Source organism: Actinokineospora sp. UTMC 2448 (genome assembly GCF_024760565.1).
Lineage (GTDB): Bacteria > Actinomycetota > Actinomycetes > Mycobacteriales > Pseudonocardiaceae > Actinokineospora > Actinokineospora fastidiosa.
In genome coordinates, this window is the sequence record NZ_CP031087.1 from 3347145 (window position 1) to 3366500 (window position 19356).

The 19356-nt window shown below is 74.9% G+C and carries 4 protein-coding genes; 3 read left to right on the forward strand and 1 reads right to left on the reverse strand.

Annotated elements, in window-relative coordinates:
• Positions 1-71 precede the first annotated feature (71 nt).
• Positions 72-842 carry an ECF transporter S component gene (locus Actkin_RS15330; protein WP_229787027.1) on the forward strand — a complete coding sequence of 257 codons (771 nt, stop codon included), beginning with the start codon at positions 72-74 and terminating at the stop codon, positions 840-842.
• Here the strand turns inward: Actkin_RS15330 and Actkin_RS15335 are convergent.
• Positions 818-1747 (reverse strand): PASTA domain-containing protein, encoded by a 930-nt coding sequence (locus Actkin_RS15335; RefSeq protein WP_258907724.1) that lies wholly within the window; start codon positions 1745-1747, stop codon positions 818-820. The genes Actkin_RS15330 and Actkin_RS15335 overlap by 25 nt on opposite strands.
• 229 nt (positions 1748-1976) lie before the next feature.
• On the opposite strand from Actkin_RS15335, the gene Actkin_RS15340 reads away from it, so the two are divergent.
• A complete protein-coding gene (locus Actkin_RS15340; protein WP_229786779.1) occupies positions 1977-3008 on the forward strand; it encodes an iron-siderophore ABC transporter substrate-binding protein in 1032 nt (343 codons plus the stop codon).
• A 126-nt stretch (positions 3009-3134) separates the two neighbouring features.
• Positions 3135-19355, forward strand: a complete 16221-nt coding sequence (locus Actkin_RS15345; protein ID WP_258907725.1) for a non-ribosomal peptide synthetase — start codon at positions 3135-3137, stop codon at positions 19353-19355.
• Position 19356: the final 1 nt, after the last annotated feature.

Consider the following 19356-nt stretch of genomic DNA (forward strand, 5'->3'; position numbering starts at 1 on the left):
GCGTGATGCGGGCTCGCGAGGTGGCTGTCCATCCGCGGCGGAGGTCGGGGGAGCGGGCAGGCGTGGTGCAGATGGGGCCGCGGGCGGCGGTCGCCGTCGGGCTGTCCGGGGTGTTGGGGATCGCGGCGTTCTGCTGGCCGTTGCTGGTCGATCCCGGCGCGGGGGTGGCCCATGGCGGGGACGCGCCGTTGACCTTCGCGTTGCTGCTGCCGCTCGCCCTGGCCGTCGTGCTGGCTGAGGTCAGCGAGGGCGGGATGGACGCCAAGGCGGTCGCCATGCTCGGGGTGCTCAGCGCGCTCGGGGCGGCGATCCGCACGCTCGGGGCGGGGACCGCGGGGATCGAGACCGTCTTCTTCCTGATCGTGCTGGCCGGGCGGGTGTTCGGGCCCGGGTTCGGGTGGGTGCTCGGCAACACGACCCTGTTCGCCTCGGCGCTGCTGACCGGCGGGATCGGGCCGTGGCTGCCCTACCAGATGCTGGGCGCGGCCTGGGTCGGGCTGGTCGCCGGGCTGCTGCCGCGCGCCCGGGGCCGGGTGGAGCTGGCCATGCTGGCCTGCTACGGGATGGTGGCCTCCCTGGTCTACGGGATGCTCCTCAACCTGTCCTTCTGGCCGTTCGCGCTCGGCACCGGAACCGAGCTGTCGTTCGTCCCCGGCGACCCGGTCTGGGACAACCTCGCCCGGCTCGTCGCGTTCAGCCTGGCCACCTCGCTGGGATGGGACATCGGCCGCGCGATCACGACCGTCGTCCTGGTGCTGGCCACCGGCACCGTCCTGTTGCGCGTGTTCCGCCGCGCGGCGCGGCGGGCGCGCTGGGGTCAGGAGACCTCCCACGTCGTGTAGTCGATGTGGAGGTTGCGTCCGCTGGGCCCCTCGCTGGTCCCGGTGATCCGCACGGCCGAGGGGCGGCCCTCGTCGGTCCACACGCAGACCACCGTGCCCACGGGCAGGTCGTCCGCCGGGATCTCCGCGCTCGAGGTCTTCGCGGTCGCGCACGTCCGGTGCTCCGGCGAGACCTGACCGACCACCGCGGCCCCGCCGGGGGACATGGGCTGCAGGTGGAAGGCGAGGGTGTTGGCGTCCTGCCCGAAGTAGAGGTCGCCGCCGTGCGACGGGCTGTAGGCGCCGGTGTCGAGGTCGACCCAGTTGTAGCGGCCGACGACGATGCTCGTCTGCAGGTGGACCGGTTGTGCCCGGGGGGTGGTGGTCGTCGTGGTCGGCCGAGGCGGTTGCCCGCCACCAGTCGCCCGGGTGGTCGGGCCACCGGTCGGACCGGGGCCGGGACCAGGGCCGGGGCCCGGACCGGGACCGGGGCCGGGTTGGCCATGCGGGCTGGTCAGGGTGGTCACGCTGGTGATCGGCGGCGGCGCGCTCCCCGCCGGGACGGCCAGGTAGAGGATCACGCCCGCGCCGTCGTCCAGCCGCGTCCCGGCAGGCGGGTCGGAGCGCACGACCGAGCCCGGCGGCAGCGCCGACGGCTCGGGCACGGTCGCCCTGACGACGAGGTCCTTGGCCCGCAATTGCTCCTCGGCGGCGGCCTGCTGCAGGCCGGTCAGGTGCGGCACCTCGGTCTTGGGCTGGTGGACGAACACCCACCAGGCCACGACCGCGACCACGGCCACCAGCCCCGTCCCGGTCACCGCCAACCCGGTCGACGACCACTGGATCCCGAGGTCCAGCCGCCGCCACCACGGCTTGCGCTTGTCCTCTTCGGGTGCGGGCTGCTCCTGCTGCTGCTGCTCGGTCATGTCCATCCCACGCTGCCGGAAGCGCCGATGCGGTCGCTTCGGTAATCGGCGGGTGCGGGCGATCATGGCGGGCCCGGCCGGAAGATCACCCGAAAGGCTGACGGACGGATGTGGCGCAGGCCGCTTGATCGGCACTTTGGGACGACGCGACCTTCGGTTATGTTAGGCACGCCTAACTAAGGCTAGCTTTACCCAGGTGTCGGGGCGCCGTCCGTTCGAAGGGAAGTCCATGTCCATCATGTCCACGGGGTCGAGGCGCCTGCGCCTGGTCGCCGCCGTCCTCACCGCGGGCTTCGCGCTCGCCGCGTGCGGTGGCGGCGGCACGGCCGAGACGCCCGCCAGCACGACCGCCGCCGCCCAGACGCAGGCCGAGGGCAACTCGCTGCCGGTGACGGTCGAGCACAAGTACGGCACCACGACCGTGGAGAAGGCCGACCGCATCGTCACCCTGGGGCTGTCCGACCACGAGATCGTGCTCGCCCTGGGCGTCAAGCCGGTCGGCGCGGTGGACTGGTTCGGCGAGCGTCCCTTCGGCGTCTTCCCGTGGCAGGCGGAGAAGTGGGCGGGCACCGAGCCCGCCATCGTCGGCGTCCGCGACGACTACGACATCGAGAAGATCATCGAGCTGCAGCCGGACCTGATCATCGCCCAGTACTCGGGCATGTCCCAGGAGCAGTACGACACCCTCTCGGAGCTGTTCGACGTCGTCGCCCAGCCCAAGGAGCACGCCGACTACGCCGCCCCGTGGCAGGCCATGACCCGCGCCGTGGGCAAGGCCATGGGCAAGGCCGACCAGGCCGAGGCCCTGATCAAGGGCATCGACGAGAAGTTCGCCAAGGTCCGCGCCGAGCACCCCGAGTTCGCGGGCAAGACCGTCGTGGTCGCCGACGCCTTCCAGCCGGGCACCTACTCCGCCTTCGCCGCGCACGACCCCAAGGTCGTGTTCATGAACGAGATCGGCTTCCAGTCGCCGCAGCGGATCAAGGACGTGCCGAAGGAGAAGAACGTCATCGACGTGTCCTCCGAGGGCCTCGACCTGTTCGAGTCCGACCGCCTCATCTGGCTGACCTCGGACCCCGAGGCCGAGAAGCGCATCAAGGCCGACCCGCTCTACGGCAAGCTGAAGGTCGCCGCCGAGGGCCGCGACCTCTTCGTCCCCTACTCCGACCCGCCGGTCGGCGCCGCGATCTCCTTCAACACCGTGCTGAGCATCCCGTACGCCATCGACAACATGGTGCCCCTGCTCGTCGCGCAGTCCTAACCGGACACCACACGTGATCCCCGCCCGCCTCGGGGGACAACCCACCGAGGCGTCGGGGGCAAGTTATCGATCACGTGTTCGAGGTGTCAAACGGGTTTCAGCAGATCAAGTCCGAAAGGGACAACGGTGGCGATCTCCTCGTCCGGCCTTCCGCTGACCGGCGGCCAGTCGGGTGTCTGGCACGCGCAGCGCATCGACCCCGACAGCGCGGTGTTCCGGGTGGCGGTCGTGGTGGAGATCGGCGGCGCCGCCGTCCCGGTCGACGTCGACCGCCTGGCCGCCGCGGCGCGCCGGGCGGTCGAGGAGACCGAGTGCCTGCACATGACCTTCGCCGAGGTCGACGGCGCGCCCCGGCAGTTCCCGACCCGGGTCGACGTCCCGCTGCCGGTGGTCGACCTGCGCGGCGAGGCCGACCCGGAGGCCGCGGCGCTGGCGTGGCTGGACGCCGAGCGCGCCCGGCCGATGGACCTCGCGGTCGCGCCGCTGTTCGCCCACGCCCTGGTGCGCCTGGCCGACGACCGGGTGTGGTGGTCCATGGTCGGGCACCACCTGCTGTTCGACGCCACCAGCACGATGATGGTCGCCGCGCGGGCCGCGGCGCGCTACTCCGGGAGCGAGCCCGGCCCGATCCCGTCCTTCGCCGCGCTCGTCCAGTCCGAACAGGACTACCTGGCTGGCGACCAACACGAGGCCGACGCCGCCTTCTGGGACGAGCGGATGGCGGGCGTCGGCGAGCCCGCCCGGGTGCTCCCCGCCGCCGAGCGCCCCGCGGACCGGTCGCACCGGCAGGTCGTCCGGCTCGACGCCGAGCGCACGGCGGCGCTGCGCACCGTGGCCGAGGCGCGTGGCACCCGGCTGTCCCGGCTGCTGATCGCGGGCATCGCCGCCTACACCCACCGCGCCACCAGCGCCCACGACATCGTCATCGGCCTGCCCGTCGCGGGTCGCCCGGACCGGCTCACCCGCAGCACGCCCGCGATGCTGGCCAACGTCGTGCCGCTGCGCCTGGCGGTCGCACCCGGGCAGACCGTCGCCGACCTCCTCGACCACACCACCGCCCGCATCGCCGACGTCCTGGCGCACAGCCGGTTCCGTGGCGAGGAGGTCGCCCGGCGCATCGATGCCGCCGCGGGCGTGCACGGCCTGGTCGGCCCCTCGGTCAACGTGATCCCCTTCCACCGGCCGATCCGGTTCGGCGAGCACGGCTCCCGGCTCCTCCCCGTCTGGTACGGACCGGTCAGCGACCTCAGCGTCACCGTGCACGACCCGGCCGACGGCCATCCCACCCGCATCGACATCGAGGCCGACCCCGGCGTGTGCTCCGCCGACGAGCTGGCCCGCCACGCTGCCCGTCTGACCGCCGTGCTCGACGCGCTCGCCGACCCCGGGCGCAGGCTCGCCGAGATCGATCTCCTCGACGCCGACGAACGCGCCCGCGTGCTGGCCATGGGCATCGACGAGCACGACTCGCCCGAGGTGACCTGGCCGGAGGCGGTCGAGGTCCAAGCCAGCCGCGACCCCGACGCGGTCGCCGTGGTGTGCGAGGACGTCCACCTCACCTACGGCGAACTCGACGCGCGCGCCAACCGGCTGGCCCGGATGCTCGCCGCGCGCGGCATCGGCCCCGAGGACGTCGTCGCCGTCGCCGTGCCGCGCTCGGCGGACCTGGTCGTCGCGCTGCTCGGCGTGCTCAAGTCGGGCGCGGCCTACCTGCCGCTGGACTCCGACCACCCGGCCGAGCGGCTGGCGTACATGGTGTCCGACTCCGGCGCCGCCGCGGTGCTCAGCGGCGGCGGGGACGTGCCCGACCTGGGCGTGCCCGTGCTGGACCTGACCGACCTGGCCGACCACGACAGCGCCCCGCTGGACGTGCCCCGGCGGCTGGACGCCGCCGCCTACGTCATCTACACCTCCGGATCGACCGGCAGGCCCAAGGGCGTCGTCGTCACGCACGACGGCATCGGCAGCCTGATCACCACCGCCGTCGAGCGGCTGGGCGTGCACCGGGGGAGCCGGGTCGCCCAGTTCGCCTCCGTCGGCTTCGACGTCGCCGTCTGGGACCTGGTCATGGCGCTCGGCACGGGCGCGCGGGTCGTCGTCGTGCCCGCCGAGCGGCGCGTCGCGGGCCCGGAGCTGACCGGGTACCTGACCGCGCACGGCGTCACGCACATGATCCTGCCGCCGTCGCTGGTGGCCGCGCTGCCCGCCGAGTGCGAGCTGCCCGAGGGCGGCGTGCTGGTCGTGGGCACCGAGATGGTGCCCAACGAGCTGATCGCCCGCTGGTCGGGCCGGATGCGCGTGGTCGTGGCCTACGGCCTGACCGAGGCGACGGTGAACTCCACGCTGTGGCTGTCGGAGCCGAGCTGGGAGGGCGCAGCGCCGATCGGCGTGCCGGACCCGAACACCCGCTGCTACATCCTCGACTCCGCGCTGCGCCCGGTCCCGGTCGGCGCGGTCGGCGAGCTGTACGTCGGCGGCCGCGGCCTGGCCCGCGGCTACCGCGGCCGGGCCGACCTGACCTCCACCCGGTTCGTCGCCGACCCGTACGGGCCCGAGGGCGCGCGGATGTACCGCACCGGCGACCGCGCCCGCTGGCGCGCCGACGGCACCATCGACTTCCTCGGCCGCTCCGACGGCCAGCTCAAGATCCGCGGCCACCGCATCGAGCCCGGCGAGGTGGAGAACGCGCTGATGACGCACCCGGCGGTCGCCGCGGCGGCGATCGCGGTGCGCAAGGACCACCGCGGCACCGCGCGGCTCGTCGGCTATGTCGTCGCCCAGGAGTCGGGCGCCAGCCCGGCCGATGTCCGCGCCCACGTCGGCAGCCTGCTGCCCGAGGCGATGGTGCCCTCGGCGATCGTGCCGCTCGACCGGCTGCCGCTGACCCCCAACGGCAAGACCGACACCGCCGCCCTGCCTGACCCGGACTGGACGGCCGGGACCTCCGACGTCGCCCCGCGCACCCCCGTGGAGACGGTGCTGGCCGACTGCTTCGCGGCCGTGCTCGGGCTGGAGTCCGTCGGCGCGCACGACGGGTTCTTCGACCTCGGCGGCGACAGCATCGTCGCCATGCAGCTGGTCAGCCGGGCCCGCGCGGCCGGGCTGCTCATCACGCCCCGGCAGGTGTTCCAGCACCGGACCGTGGCCGCGCTGGCCGCCGTGGCCGAGCCGGTCGCGGCGGTGGCGGCCGAGTCGGGCGTCGGCGACGTGCCGGTCACCCCGATCGTCGGCTGGCTGCGCGGGCTGGGCGCGGCGTCGGTGGACCGGTTCCACCAGTCGATGCGGGTGCGGGTGCCCGCCTCGGCCGACCGCGCGCGGCTGACGTCGGCGCTGCAGGCCGTGATCGACCGCCACGACGCGCTGCGCGCGACCCTGACCCCGGAGTGGGAGCTGCGGATCGCCCCGGTCGGCGCGGTGCGCGCGGTCGTGGAGGTGTCCGACGAGCCCGTCGACGCCGCGGCCGGGCTGGACCCGGCGGGCGGGGTGATGCTGCGGGCGGTGTGGTCGCCCTCGGCGGGCACGCTGCTGCTCGCGGTGCACCACCTGGTCGTCGACGGCGTGTCCTGGCGGATCCTCCTGGAGGACCTCGCCGCCGCGTGGGCGGGCGAGCCGCTGCCTGGCAGCGTCTCGCTGCTGCGCTGGGCGCGCACGCTCACCGCGGCGTCCTATGAGGACGAGCTGCCGCACTGGCGGGCGATCGAGCCCGACGCGCCGATCGGCGCGCGGGCGCTGGACCCGGTGGTCGACCTGGCCGTGACCGCCCGCGCCCGCGACATCGCGCTGGACGCCGAGACCACCGAGCCGCTGCTGACCACCCTGCCCGCCGCGTACCACCTGGGCACGCACGAGGTGCTGCTGACCGCGTTCGCCGTCGCCGTGGCGCACTGGCGCGGCGGCGGGTCGCGGGTGCTGGTCGACGTCGAGGGGCACGGCCGCGAGCCGATCGCGGGCGTCGAGCTCGACACCACCCGCACGGTCGGCTGGTTCACCAGCGTGCACCCGGTGGCGCTGGACGCGGGCGCGGTCGACTGGGCCGAGTTCGCCGAGGGCGGGCCGGTCGTCGGGCGGGCGCTGGCCGCCGTCAAGGAGCAGCTGCGGGCCGTCCCGGGCCACGGCCTAGGCTACGGCGTGCTGCGGCACCTGCGCGGGCACGACCTCGCGCAGGCCCACTACCTGGTCAACTACCTGGGCCGCTTCCCGTCGACGGGCGGCGACTGGACCCCGGACGGGCCGATGGGCGCCGGGCCGGACCCGGCGATGCCGCTCGGGCACGCCGTCGAGCTGAACGCGATGGTCGCCGACGACCGGCTGACCGCGACCCTGTCCTGGGCGGGCGGGGTGCTCACTGAGACCTCCGCCGCCGAGCTGGCCGCGCACTGGCTGACCGCGCTGCGCGGGCTGGCCGCGCACGCCGCGCGCCCCGGCATCGGCGGGCACACTCCGTCGGACTTCCCGCTCGCCGACCTGGACCAGGCCACCGTGGACGAGCTCGCCACGCCGGGCGTCGTCGACATCCTGCCGCTCACCCCCGTCCAGCGCGGCATCTACTTCCACGCCGCGACCTCGGCGACCGACCCCTACACCGTCCAGCAGGTCATCGAGCTGGCCGAGCCCGTCGACGCGGGCGCGCTCGCCGCCGCCGTCACCGCGCTGGTCGCCCGGCACGCGCCGCTGCGCACCGGGTTCGCGCGCGCGGGCGACGGCCGGGTGCGGCAGGTCGTCGTCGCGCCCGTGCCCGTCCCGGTTACCGCCGTCGACGGCGACGCCGACCGGATCGCGGCCCGGGAGAAGGCGGCCGGGTTCGACCTGGCCACCCCGCCGCTGCTGCGCTGCGCCCTGGTCGGCGGCACCCGGGTCGTGCTCACCCTGCACCACCTGGTGGCCGACGGCTGGTCCGTGCCGCTGATGCTGCGCGACCTGCTCGGCCTGCTGCGCGGCGAGCAGCTGCCGCCGGTCGCGCCGTTCCGCGACCACATCGCCTGGCTGGCGACCCGTGACGGCGAGGCGACCAGGGTGGCGTGGGCCGCGGCGCTCGCGGGCGCGGAGCCGACCCGGCTCGTCGCGCCGGGGGAGGCCTCCGGCCGCACGCGGCTGATCGACGTGCCGCTGGCCGCGCCCAAGACCGTTCTGGCGGCCGCGCGCGAGCTGGGTTTGACCGCGAGCACCGTCGTGCACGGCGCGTGGGGACTGCTGCTGGCGGCCGAGACCGGGCGCTCGGACGTGGTGCTGGGCAGCACGGTGTCCGGGCGGAACACGCCGGTGCCGGGCGTGGCCGACATGGTCGGCCTGTTCATCAACACCGTGCCGGTCCGCGTGCGCGCCGCGGCGGGGGAGACCCTGTCGGCGGTGCTGACCCGGCTGCAGGACGAGCAGTCGGCGCTGATCGAGCACCAGCACCACGGCCTCGGCGACATCCAGCGGGAGACCGGCGAGCTGTTCGACACGCTCGTCGTGGTCGAGAACTACCCGCTCGACGCCGACGCGCTGCGCGCTGCCGGGATCGTCGACCTGCAGGTGCACGACGCCACGCACTACCCGGTGTCGCTGATGGCGATCCCGGACCCGGCGCGCGGGCTGGTGCTGAAGCTGGAGCACGACCCGGCGCGGATGACCGACGCGGCGGCCGACGCGCTCGCCGCGCGGCTGGGCCTGCTGCTGGACACCTTCGCCGTCGACGCCGGCACCCGTGTCGCGGCCGTGCCCCGCACGCTCGACCCGTCGAGCGGCAGGCTGTCCGGCGACGTGGTCCCGCTGCCGGATGAGTCTATTGTGGACATGATCGACCGGGTCGTCGCGCAGGCCCCGGACGCGGTCGCCGTGCGCGCGGAGGACGGCGAGCTGACCTACGCCGACCTCGCCGCGCGCTCCGACGCCGTCGCGGGTGCCCTGCGGGCCCGGGGCGTCGTTCCCGGCGACGTCGTCGCGGTGGAACTGCCCCGGTCGCTGGACTGGGTCGCGGCGCTGCTGGGCGTGCTCAAGACAGGCGCCGCCTACCTGCCGATCGACCTCGACCTGCCCGCCGAGCGGCGGGAGTTCCTGCTGGCGGACTCGCGGGCGCGCGTCGTGATCGACGCCGACTTCGCCGCCGACGGCGGCCCGGCGGGCACCCGCCCGCACCCCGACCACGGCGCGTACGTGATCTACACGTCCGGGTCGACCGGCACGCCGAAGGGCGTCGAGGTCACCCACCGGGCCGTCGTGAACCAGCTGGCCTGGCTGCAGGGCGTGTTCGGCCTCGCGCCCGGCGACCGGGTGCTGCAGAAGGCCCCGGGCGGCTTCGACGTGGCGGTGTGGGAGCTGTTCTGGCCGCTGGCTCGCGGCGCGACCGCGGTGCTGGCCCGGCCGGGCGGGCACCGCGACCCGCTGTACCTGGCCGAGGTGATCCGCCGGGAGCGGATCACCGCGGTCGAGTTCGTCCCGTCCCTGCTCTCGGCGTTCCTCGACGGCGGGCCCGGCCCGCTGCCGAGCCTGCGGCTGGTCTTCAGCGGCGGCGAGGCCCTGACCGGCGACCTGGCCCGCCGCTGGGTCGACGCCACCGGCATCCCGCTGCACAACATGTACGGGCCGACCGAGACCACGATCGGCGTCACCGGCTACACGTTCGCCGAGGACGTGCCCCAGGTGCCCATCGGCTACCCGGTGTGGAACACGACCCTGCACGTGCTGGACGCCCACCTGCGCCCGGTGCCCGAGGGGACCCCGGGCGAGCTGTACGTGGCGGGCGTCCAACTGGCCCGCGGCTACCTGGGCAGGCCCGCCCTGACGGCGGCGCGGTTCGTGGCCAACCCCTTCGCCGCCGACGGCTCCCGCCTCTACCGCACGGGCGACGTGGTCGTCCGGGGGGAGGACGGCGCGCTGACCTACCTGGGCCGCACCGACGACCAGGTCAAGATCCGGGGGAACCGGGTGGAGCTGGGCGAGGTGGAGGCCCGCGTGGCCGACCTCCCGGGCGTCGCCAGGGCGGCGGCGGCCGTGCGCGGCGGCAGGCTCGTCGCCTGGGTGATCCCCTCGGGGTCCGACCTGGACGTGCGCGGGCTGGCCGCGCACGTGGGGGAGCGGCTGCCGTCGGCGCTGGTGCCGTCCGCGTTCGTCGTGGTGGACGCCTTCCCGGTGACCGCGGCGGGCAAGCTCGACCGCGCGGCCCTGCCCGACCCCCGGCCCTCCGCCGAGCCCCGGCCGCAGGTGTCCGCGCCCTCGACGGTCCAGACACTCCGCGAGGTGTTCGCCGCTGTGCTGGGCGTGCCCTCTGTCGGTCCTGACGACGATTTCTTCGTGTTGGGTGGGGACAGCATTCTGTCGATGTCGGTGTCCACGCAGGCCCGTCAGCGGGGAGTGGACGTCAGCCCGACCGACGTCTTCACCCACCGCACGCCCTCGGCGCTGGCCGCTGTCGTCGGTGCGCAGGATTCCGTCGCCGCTCCGACCAGCGCGTCTGTTGACGTTCTGCGCGAGGTGTTCGCCGCTGTGCTGGGGGTGCCCTCCATCGGTCCCGATGACGACTTCTTCGTGCTCGGCGGCGACAGCATCCTGTCCATGGCGGTGGCCACGCAGGCCCGTCAGCGTGGGCTGGACGTCAGCCCGACCGACGTCTTCACCCACCGGACACCGGCCGCCCTGGCCGCGCGGACGCCCGAGGCTCCCGTCCCGCCCGCGCCCGCCGGGGACTCCGACGGCGTCGGGGACGTGCCGCCGCTGCCGATCGTGCACCAGCTGCGGGAGGACGGCGGCGGCATCGACCGGTTCACCCTGCCCGTCCTCGTCCGCACCCCCGCCGACGCGACGCTGCCCGCGCTCACCCGCGCGCTGTCCGCGCTGATCGCCACCCACGACGCGCTGCGGCTGCGGCTGACCCGCATCGCCTCGGTGCTCTGGACCCAGGAGATCAGCGCGACGGCGAGCGCGGACGACCTGATCGTCCGGGTCGACGCCACCGCTCTGGACGACGACGCCCTGCGCGCGGTCATCGCCGAGGAGGCCGACGCGGCAGCGGGCAGGCTCTCCCCGGACGCGGGCGTCGTGCTCCAGGCCGTCTGGTTCGACCGCGGCGACCGGCCCGGCAGGCTCGCGCTCATCGCCCACCACCTCGTGGTCGACGGCGTGTCCTGGCGCGTGCTGCTCGCCGACCTCGCCCGGGCGTACGCGGGGCTGCCGCTGGAGCCCGTGCCGACCTCGCTGCGCCGGTTCGCCCGGCTCGTCCACGAGCAGGCGGCCAGCCCGTCCCGGCTCGGCGAACTCCAGCACTGGGCCGCGACCCTCGCTCCCGGCGCCGACCTGGTCCCCGCGCACACCCCCGCCACCGTCGCCGAGGCCGCGACGCACCGGGTGACGCTGTCCATCGAGGACACGCGCCCGCTGCTGACCACCGTCCCGGCCGCCGCCGCCGCCGCCGATGTCACCGAGGTGCTGCTGACCGCCCTGCGCGTCGCCGCGCGCCGCTGGCAGGCAGCGCCGACCGACGACCTGCTGGTCGACCTCGAACGCCACGGCCGCGAGCCCATCGACGGGATGGACCTGTCCCGCACCGTCGGCTGGTTCACCAGCGTGCAGCCGGTCCGCCTGCCCTCGGCCGACACCGCCGCCGCCACCCTCGCCGTGGTCCGCGACGCCGTCCGGCAGGCCCCGGACCACGGCATCGGGCACGGCCTGCTGCGCCACCTTAACGCCCAAGCCGCCCCGGTGCTGGCCCGCATGGCCCGCGCCCAGGTGCTGTTCAACTACTACGGCCGCTTCGCCGCGGGCCACGACGCCGACTTCACCCCGGCGCCCGAGCCGCTGGCCGTCCGGCCCGACGACGACCTGGCACTGCCGTACGCGCTGCAGGTCGACGCCGTCTGCGACGACACCCCCGACGGCCCGGCGCTGACCGCGGCGTTCACCCACGGCCCGAGCCTGTCCGCCGCCGACGTCGCCGCGATCGCCGACGCCTGGATCGATGCGCTCAAGGAGCTGTCCGCCCAGGCCAGGCCGCGCGCGCTGATCGAGCTCACCGACGAGGAGATCGCGCGGGTCACCGCCCGGGGCGAGGTCGACGACATCTGGCCGCTGTCCCCGCTGCAGGAGGGCCTGTACTTCCACGCGGGCTACGACCAGGGCGACATCGACGTCTACACCGCCCAGGACAGCTACGACTTCGCCGCCCGCATCGACGTCGACCGGCTCGAGGCCGCGCTGCGCGCCCTCGCCCGCCGCCACCCCAGCGTCCGGGTCGGGTTCACCAGCGACGGCCTCTCCCGGCCGGTGCAGTTCGTCGCCGCCGACCCGGGCATCCCGGTCACGGAGATCACCACGGACGAGGCAGGCGTCGACCGCATCCTCGCCGAGGACCGCACCACCCGCTTCGACCTCGACCGCCCGCCGCTGCTGCGCGTGCTCGTGCTGCGCCTGCCCGACCGCGACCGGCTCGTGGTCAGCCACCACCTGCTGCTCTGGGACGGCTGGTCGGCGGGCATCTTCACCAGCCAGCTGCTGGCCCTCTACCGCGACCCGAACGCGGCGCTGCCCCCCGCGGGCACCTACCGCGACTACCTCGCCTGGCTGGCGGAGCAGGACGAGCGCTCGGCCCGCGAGGCTTGGAAGAGCGCGCTCTCTGGCCTCGACGAGCCCACCCTGGTCGCGCCCGAGCCCGGCCACCCCGCCGTCCCCCGGCAGCGCCGCCACGCCCTGTCCGAAGCGGACACCCGCGCGCTCCGCGACGCCGCCCGCGCCGCGGGCGTCACCCTCAACACCGTGCTCAGCGCGGCATGGGGACTCGTGCTGGCGGCCGAGACCGGCCGCGACGACGTCGTGTTCGGCACGACCGTGGCGGGCAGGCCCGCGAGCGTGGCGCACGTGGAGACCGTCATCGGCATGTTCCTCAACACCGTGCCGCACCGGATCGCGCTGCGGCCGGACGAGCCGGTGCTGGCCTTCCTGCGCAGGCTGCAGGACGAGCGCACCGCGCTCATGGCCCACGACTACCTCGGCCTCGGCGAGATCCAGCGCGAGGCGGGCCACGACCGCCTCTTCGACACCCTCTACGTGCTGCAGAACTTCGCCGACGAGGACGGCGCCGCCGCGCTCATGGCCGAGCACGGCATCACCGCGGGCACCGGCGTCGACGCCACCCACTACCCGCTGACCGTCGTCATCACCCCGGGCGCCGCCATCAAGGTCAAGCTCGACCACCGCCCCGACCTGATCGACGACGAGCGGGCCGAGGCGATCCTCACCCGGTTCCTCACCGTCGCCCGCAGGCTCGCCGAGCGGCCCGACGCGCTCGTCGGCACGCTCGACCTGCTCATGGACCACGAGCGCGCCGAACTGGCGGCCGAGTGGGACGCCAGCGCGAACCCGGTGGTGGAGAAGACCGTCGCCCAGCTGCTGGCCGAGCAGGCCGAGCGCACCCCGGACGCCACCGCGCTCGTCTTCGGCGACCGGCGGCTGACCTACGCCGAGCTCGACGCCCGCATCAACCAGCTCACCCGCCTGCTCGTCGACCGCGGCGCTGGCCCGGAGCAGGTGGTCGCGCTCGCGCTGCCCCGCTCGGTGGAGATGGTGGTCGCGCTGTTCGCGGTGCTGCGCGCGGGCGCGGCGTACCTGCCGCTGGACCTCGACCACCCGGTCGACCGGCTCCAGCTGATGATCGACGACACCCGCCCGCTGTGCGTGCTGACCACGTCCGCGCAGAGCTTCACGGCCGAGGTGGTCAACCTCGACCAGACCGATCTCGACGCCTACGACGCGTCCCCGGTCGAGGTGGCCGCGTTCAGCCTGGACCACCCGGCGTACGTCATCTACACCTCCGGCTCGACCGGCCGCCCCAAGGGCGTCGTCACCCCGTACCGGGGTCTGACGAACATGCAGCTCAACCACCAGGAGGCGATCTTCGGCCCGGCCATCGCCGCGGCGGGCGGGCGCAGGCTGCGCATCGCCCACACCGTGTCCTTCGCCTTCGACATGTCGTGGGAGGAGCTGCTCTGGCTGGTCGAGGGCCACGAGGTGCACGTCTGCGACGAGGACCTGCGCCGCGACGCCGAGGCCCTGGTCGCCTACTGCCAGGGGCACCGGATCGACGTCGTCAACGTGACCCCCACCTACGCCGCGCTGCTCATCGAGCAGGGCCTGCTGCGCGGGCACGTGCCGCCGCTGGTCCTGCTGGGCGGCGAGGCCGTGTCGGACTCGGTGTGGACGACGCTGCGGGAGACCGACGGCACCTACGGCTACAACCTCTACGGGCCGACCGAGTACACGATCAACACCCTCGGCGCGTCTACCGAGGACAGCGCCACCCCCGCCGTCGGCCGGGCCATCTGGAACACCCGCGCCTACGTGCTCGACCCGCACCTGCGGCCCGTCCCCGTGGGGACGCCCGGCGAGCTCTACATCGCGGGCATCGGCCTGGCCCGCGGGTACCACGACCGGCCGGGCCTGACCGCCGACCGGTTCGTCGCCGACCCGTTCGGCGCGCCGGGCACCCGCATGTACCGCACGGGCGACCTCGTGCGGGCCCGCCGCGACGGCATCCTCGACTTCCTCGGCCGCACCGACGACCAGGTCAAGATCCGCGGTCACCGGGTCGAGCTCGGCGAGGTCACCTCCGCGGTCAGCGCGCACCCCGCGGTCGCGCACGCCGCCGTGATCGCCACCGGCGAGGTCAAGCGGCTCGTCGCCTACGTGGTGTGGTCGGGGGAGGAGCGGTCCGACGAGCTGCGCGCGCACCTGAGGACCCGGCTGCCCGACTACATGGTCCCGGCCGCGGTCATGACCGTGGAGCGCATCCCGCTGACCGTCAACGGCAAGCTCGACGTCCGCGCGCTGCCCGCGCCGCGCGTCGAGGCGACGGCGGCCAAGCGCGAACCGGCCAGCGAGGCCGAGCGCGTGCTGTGCGACCTGTTCGCCGAGGTGCTGGGCGTGCCCGGCGTCGGACCGCTGGACAACTTCTTCGAGCTGGGCGGGCACTCGCTGCTGGCCACCCGGGTGATCAGCCGCGCCCGCACCGCGCTGGGCGCCGAGCTGGCGATCCGCGACCTGTTCGAGGCGCCCACCCCGGAGGAGCTGGCGGTGCGCGCCGCCCGCACCGGGGAGACGCGTCCCGCCCCGGTCGCCGCCGCCCGCCCGGCGCGGCTGCCGCTCTCGGCCGCCCAGCGGCGGCTCTGGCTGCTCCAGCAGTGGGAGACCGGGTCACCGGCCTACAACTTCCCGCTGTCGCTGCGCCTGCGCGGGCCGCTGCACGTGCCCGCCTTCCGCGCGGCGATCCGCGACGTGGTCGGCAGGCACGAGGCGCTGCGCACCCGCATCGCGGTGCACGAGGGGGTGCCGTACCAGCACATCGTGCCCGCCGCGGACGCCGACCCGGCGTTCGAGCTGGCGCAGGTCGGCGACCTGGCCGCGTTCGTGCAGGAGCGGGTGGACCGGCCGTTCGACCTCGCCGCCGAGCTGCCCATCCGGGTCTGCGTCGGCCGGATCGGGCCGGACGACCACGTCGTCGTGGTGCTGCTGCACCACATCACCACCGACGAATGGTCCGACCTGCCGTTCCTGCGCGACCTCGACCACGCCTACACCGCCCGCTCGGCAGGCCGAGCTCCCCAGTGGACTCCACTGCCGCTGCAGTACGCCGACTACACGCTCTGGCAGCACCGCCTGCTCGGCGACCCCGCCGACCCGACGAGCCTGGCCGCCCGCCAGCTCGACTTCTGGCACCGCAGCCTCGACGGCGCGCCGGAGGACCTGGAGCTGCCCGCCGACCGCGGCAGGCCAGCGCACCCGACGTTCACCGGCGGCGAGGTCGACTTCGCGCTGTCGGCCACCCGGCTGCGCCAGGTCGCCGCCGACACCGGGGCCAGCATGTTCATGGTCCTGCACGCCGCCGTCGCCGCGCTGCTGCACCGGCTCGGCGCGGGCGCCGACATCCCGCTCGGCGCGCCCGTCGCGGGCCGCACCGACGCCGCGTTCGACGACCTGATCGGGTTCTTCGTCAACACGCTCGTGCTGCGTGCCGACGTGTCCGGCGACCCCGCGTTCACCGAGCTCGTCGGCCGCGTGCGGGAGACCGCGCTGGCGGCGCTGGAGAACCAGGACGTGCCGTTCGAGGCGGTCGTGGAGAAGGTCAACCCGGTCCGCTCGCCCGCCCGCAATCCGCTGTTCCAGGTCATGGTCGGCTACCACGCCCGCTCGGGTGACGGCGTGCGGCTGGGCGGGATGCGCGCGGAGTGGGTCGAGCACGAGACCCGCGCCGCCAAGTTCGACCTGGTCTTCAGCTTCACCGACCACCTCGACACCGACAGCCTGCACTGCCGCCTGGAGTTCGCCCGCGACCGCTTCGACCCGGCCACCGCGGCCCGGCTGGCCGAGCGGCTGCGCGGACTGCTCGACGCGGCCGCCGCCGACCCGACCGTGCGGGTCAGCGCGCTGGACGTCGTCACCGACGCCGAGCACAAGCAGGTCGTGGACCTGTTCAACGCAACCGACCGCGCCGTGCCCGCCCAGACGCTGCCCGAGCTGTTCGCCCGCTGCGTGGCCGACGGCCCGGCGAAGACCGCCGTCGTCGACGGCTCCGGGGTCACCGACTACGCGACCCTGGACGCCGAGTCCGACCGGATCGCCGCGCTGCTGGCCGCCGACGGCGTTGGCGAGGGCGCGGTCGTGGCGATCGCCGTGCCGCGCTCGGCGCGCATGGTCGCCACCGTGCTCGCCGTGCTCAAGCTCGGCGCGGCCTACCTGCCGCTGGACCTGGCGCACCCGGCCGACCGCATCGCCTACCTGCTCACCGACTCCGGCGCGGCCGCCATGGTCGCCACCGCCGCCGAGGCCGTCCGCGTGCCCGATGTGGACGGCGTGCGGCGGGTGCTGGTCGACGAGGTGCCCGACGCCCCCGCGCCCGAGTACCCGGCGCTGACGCTGGAGCACCCCGCGTACGTGATCTACACGTCCGGGTCGACCGGCAGGCCCAAGGGCGTGGTCGTGCCGCACGACGGCATCGCCAGCCTCGCCGCCACCGCGATCGACCGCATGCGCCTGACCCCCGACAGCCGGGTGCTGCAGTTCGCCTCCGTCGGCTTCGACGTCGCGGTGTTCGAGCTGACCATGGCGCTGACCGTGGGCGGGGCGCTGGTGTTCTGCCCGGCCGACGCCCGCGTCGCCGGACCGGCGCTGACGGACTTCCTGGCCGCCCAGCGGATCACCCACATGATCCTGCCGCCGTCGCTGGTGGCCGCGCTGCCGCAGGACTGCGAGCTGCCCGCCGGGTCGACGGTCCTGGTCGGCACCGAGGTCGTCCCGCCGTCGGTCATGGAGCGCTGGGCGGGCAAGGTCAACATCCTGTGCGCGTACGGCCTCACCGAGGCCACCGTGAACTCCACGCTCTGGCAGGCAGAACCGGGCTGGACCGGCGCCATCCCGATCGGCGTCCCCGACCCCAACACCCGCTGCTACATCCTCGACGAATACCTGCGGCCCGTGCCGCCGGGCGTCGTCGGCGAGCTGTACGTCGGCGGCCGCGGCCTGGCGCTGGGCTACCTGGGCAAGCCGGGCATGACGGCGTCGCGGTTCGTGCCGAGCCCGTTCGGCCCCGCCGGGGCCCGGATGTACCGGACCGGCGACCGCGCCCGCTGGCGCGCCGACGGCAACATCGACTTCCTCGGCCGCGTCGACGACCAGGTCAAGGTGCGCGGCTTCCGGGTCGAGCTGGGCGAGATCGAGGCCGTGCTGGCCGACGACCCGGCCGTGCGGCAGGCGATCGTCGTGCCCGACCGCGACGGCGACATCGTCCGCCTCGCCGCGTACGTCGTCCCCGACGACGGCGCCGCGCCCGACCCGGCCGCCCTGCGCGCCCGGGTGGCCGCGTCGCTGCCGGAGTACATGGTGCCCGCGGTCGTGATCGTCCTCGACGGGCCCGCGCCGCTGACCCCCAACGGCAAGCTCGACAAGCGCAGGCTGCCCAAGCCCGACTTCGCCGCCCTCGCGGGGGCCGACGCGCCCGCCACGCCGGAGCAGGAGGCGCTGGCCGCGCTGTTCGCCGAGGTGCTCGGCCTGCCCAGGGTCGGCGTCCGCGACGGCTTCTTCGACCTGGGCGGCCACTCCATGGCCGCGATGCGGCTGCTCGGCCGCGTCCGCGCCGTGCTGGGCGTCGACCTGTCGATCCGCGACGTGTTCGACGCGCCGTCGGTGGCCGCGCTGGCCGAGCGGCTCGCGGGCGCCACCGCCGCGCGGCCGCCGCTGCTGGCCACCGGCATCACCGGGCCCCGGCCGCTCGCCCCCGCGCAGCGGCTCTACCTCGGCGGCACCCGCTACGACCACTCGCTGCTGCTGCGGCTGCCGGAGCCGTTCGACGTCGACGTCCTCCGGACGGCGCTGGCCGACGTGTCCGCCCGGCACGCGCCGCTGCGCACGTCGGTCGACGCGTCCGGCCAGACCCCCTGCGACCCGCCTGAGCTGGGGATCGCCCTGGGCGCCGACCCGACCGCGCTGGCCCAGGGCCCGGCGACCACGCCGTGGCGGCCGGTACTGGTGGCCGAGGACGCCCTGCTGCTCCTGCTGCGCTACACCGTGGTCGACGAGTGGTCGGTCGTCCCGCTGGTCCGCGACCTCGGCACCGCCTACGCCGCGCGGAAGGCAGGCGCCGCGCCGGACTGGACACCGCTGCCGGTGTCCTATGGCGACTACACCGACTGGGCACTGCGCGTGGCCGACGACCCCGCGCAGCTCGCCTTCTGGCGGGAGGAGCTGGCGGGCCTGCCCGACGCCGGGCTGTCCTCCGGCACGCGGCGGGGCACCGGCGACCACGTCGCCTTCGAGCTGCCCTCAGACCTGCGCGCCGAGCTGGACCGGCTGGCGTCGGAGACCGGCACGAGCCTGTTCATGCTCCTGCACACGGCTTTCGCCACCCTGGCCGCCCGCCACGGCGCGGGCGCCGACCTCGGCATCACCGCCCAGGTCGCGGGCCGGGGCGACGACCAGCTGGTCGACCTGGTCGGCTGCTTCGCCAACCACGTCGTGCTCAGGGTCGACGCCGACGGCGGCTTCACCGACGTGCTGGCCCGGGTCCGCGCGGCCACGCTGCGTGCGCTGGACAACCAGGACGTGCCGTTGACCGACGTGCTCGCCGCCGTGGACCTGCCCCGGCCGCGCCTGGCCGTCGTGCACCACGAGCAGGCCGTGCTGGGCGGCGAGGCGGGCGCCCGCGTGGACGCGCTGCCCACCGGCGTCGCCCACACCGACCTGACCCTGAGCGGCTATGAGACCCCGGCTGGCCACGCGGTGCAGTGCTATCTGGAGTACGCCGACGACCTGTTCGACCGGGAACGGGTGGCGGCATGGGCACAGGAACTCCTGGCGATCCTGCGTGGAGCCGTGGGAAGGCAAGGCTAGG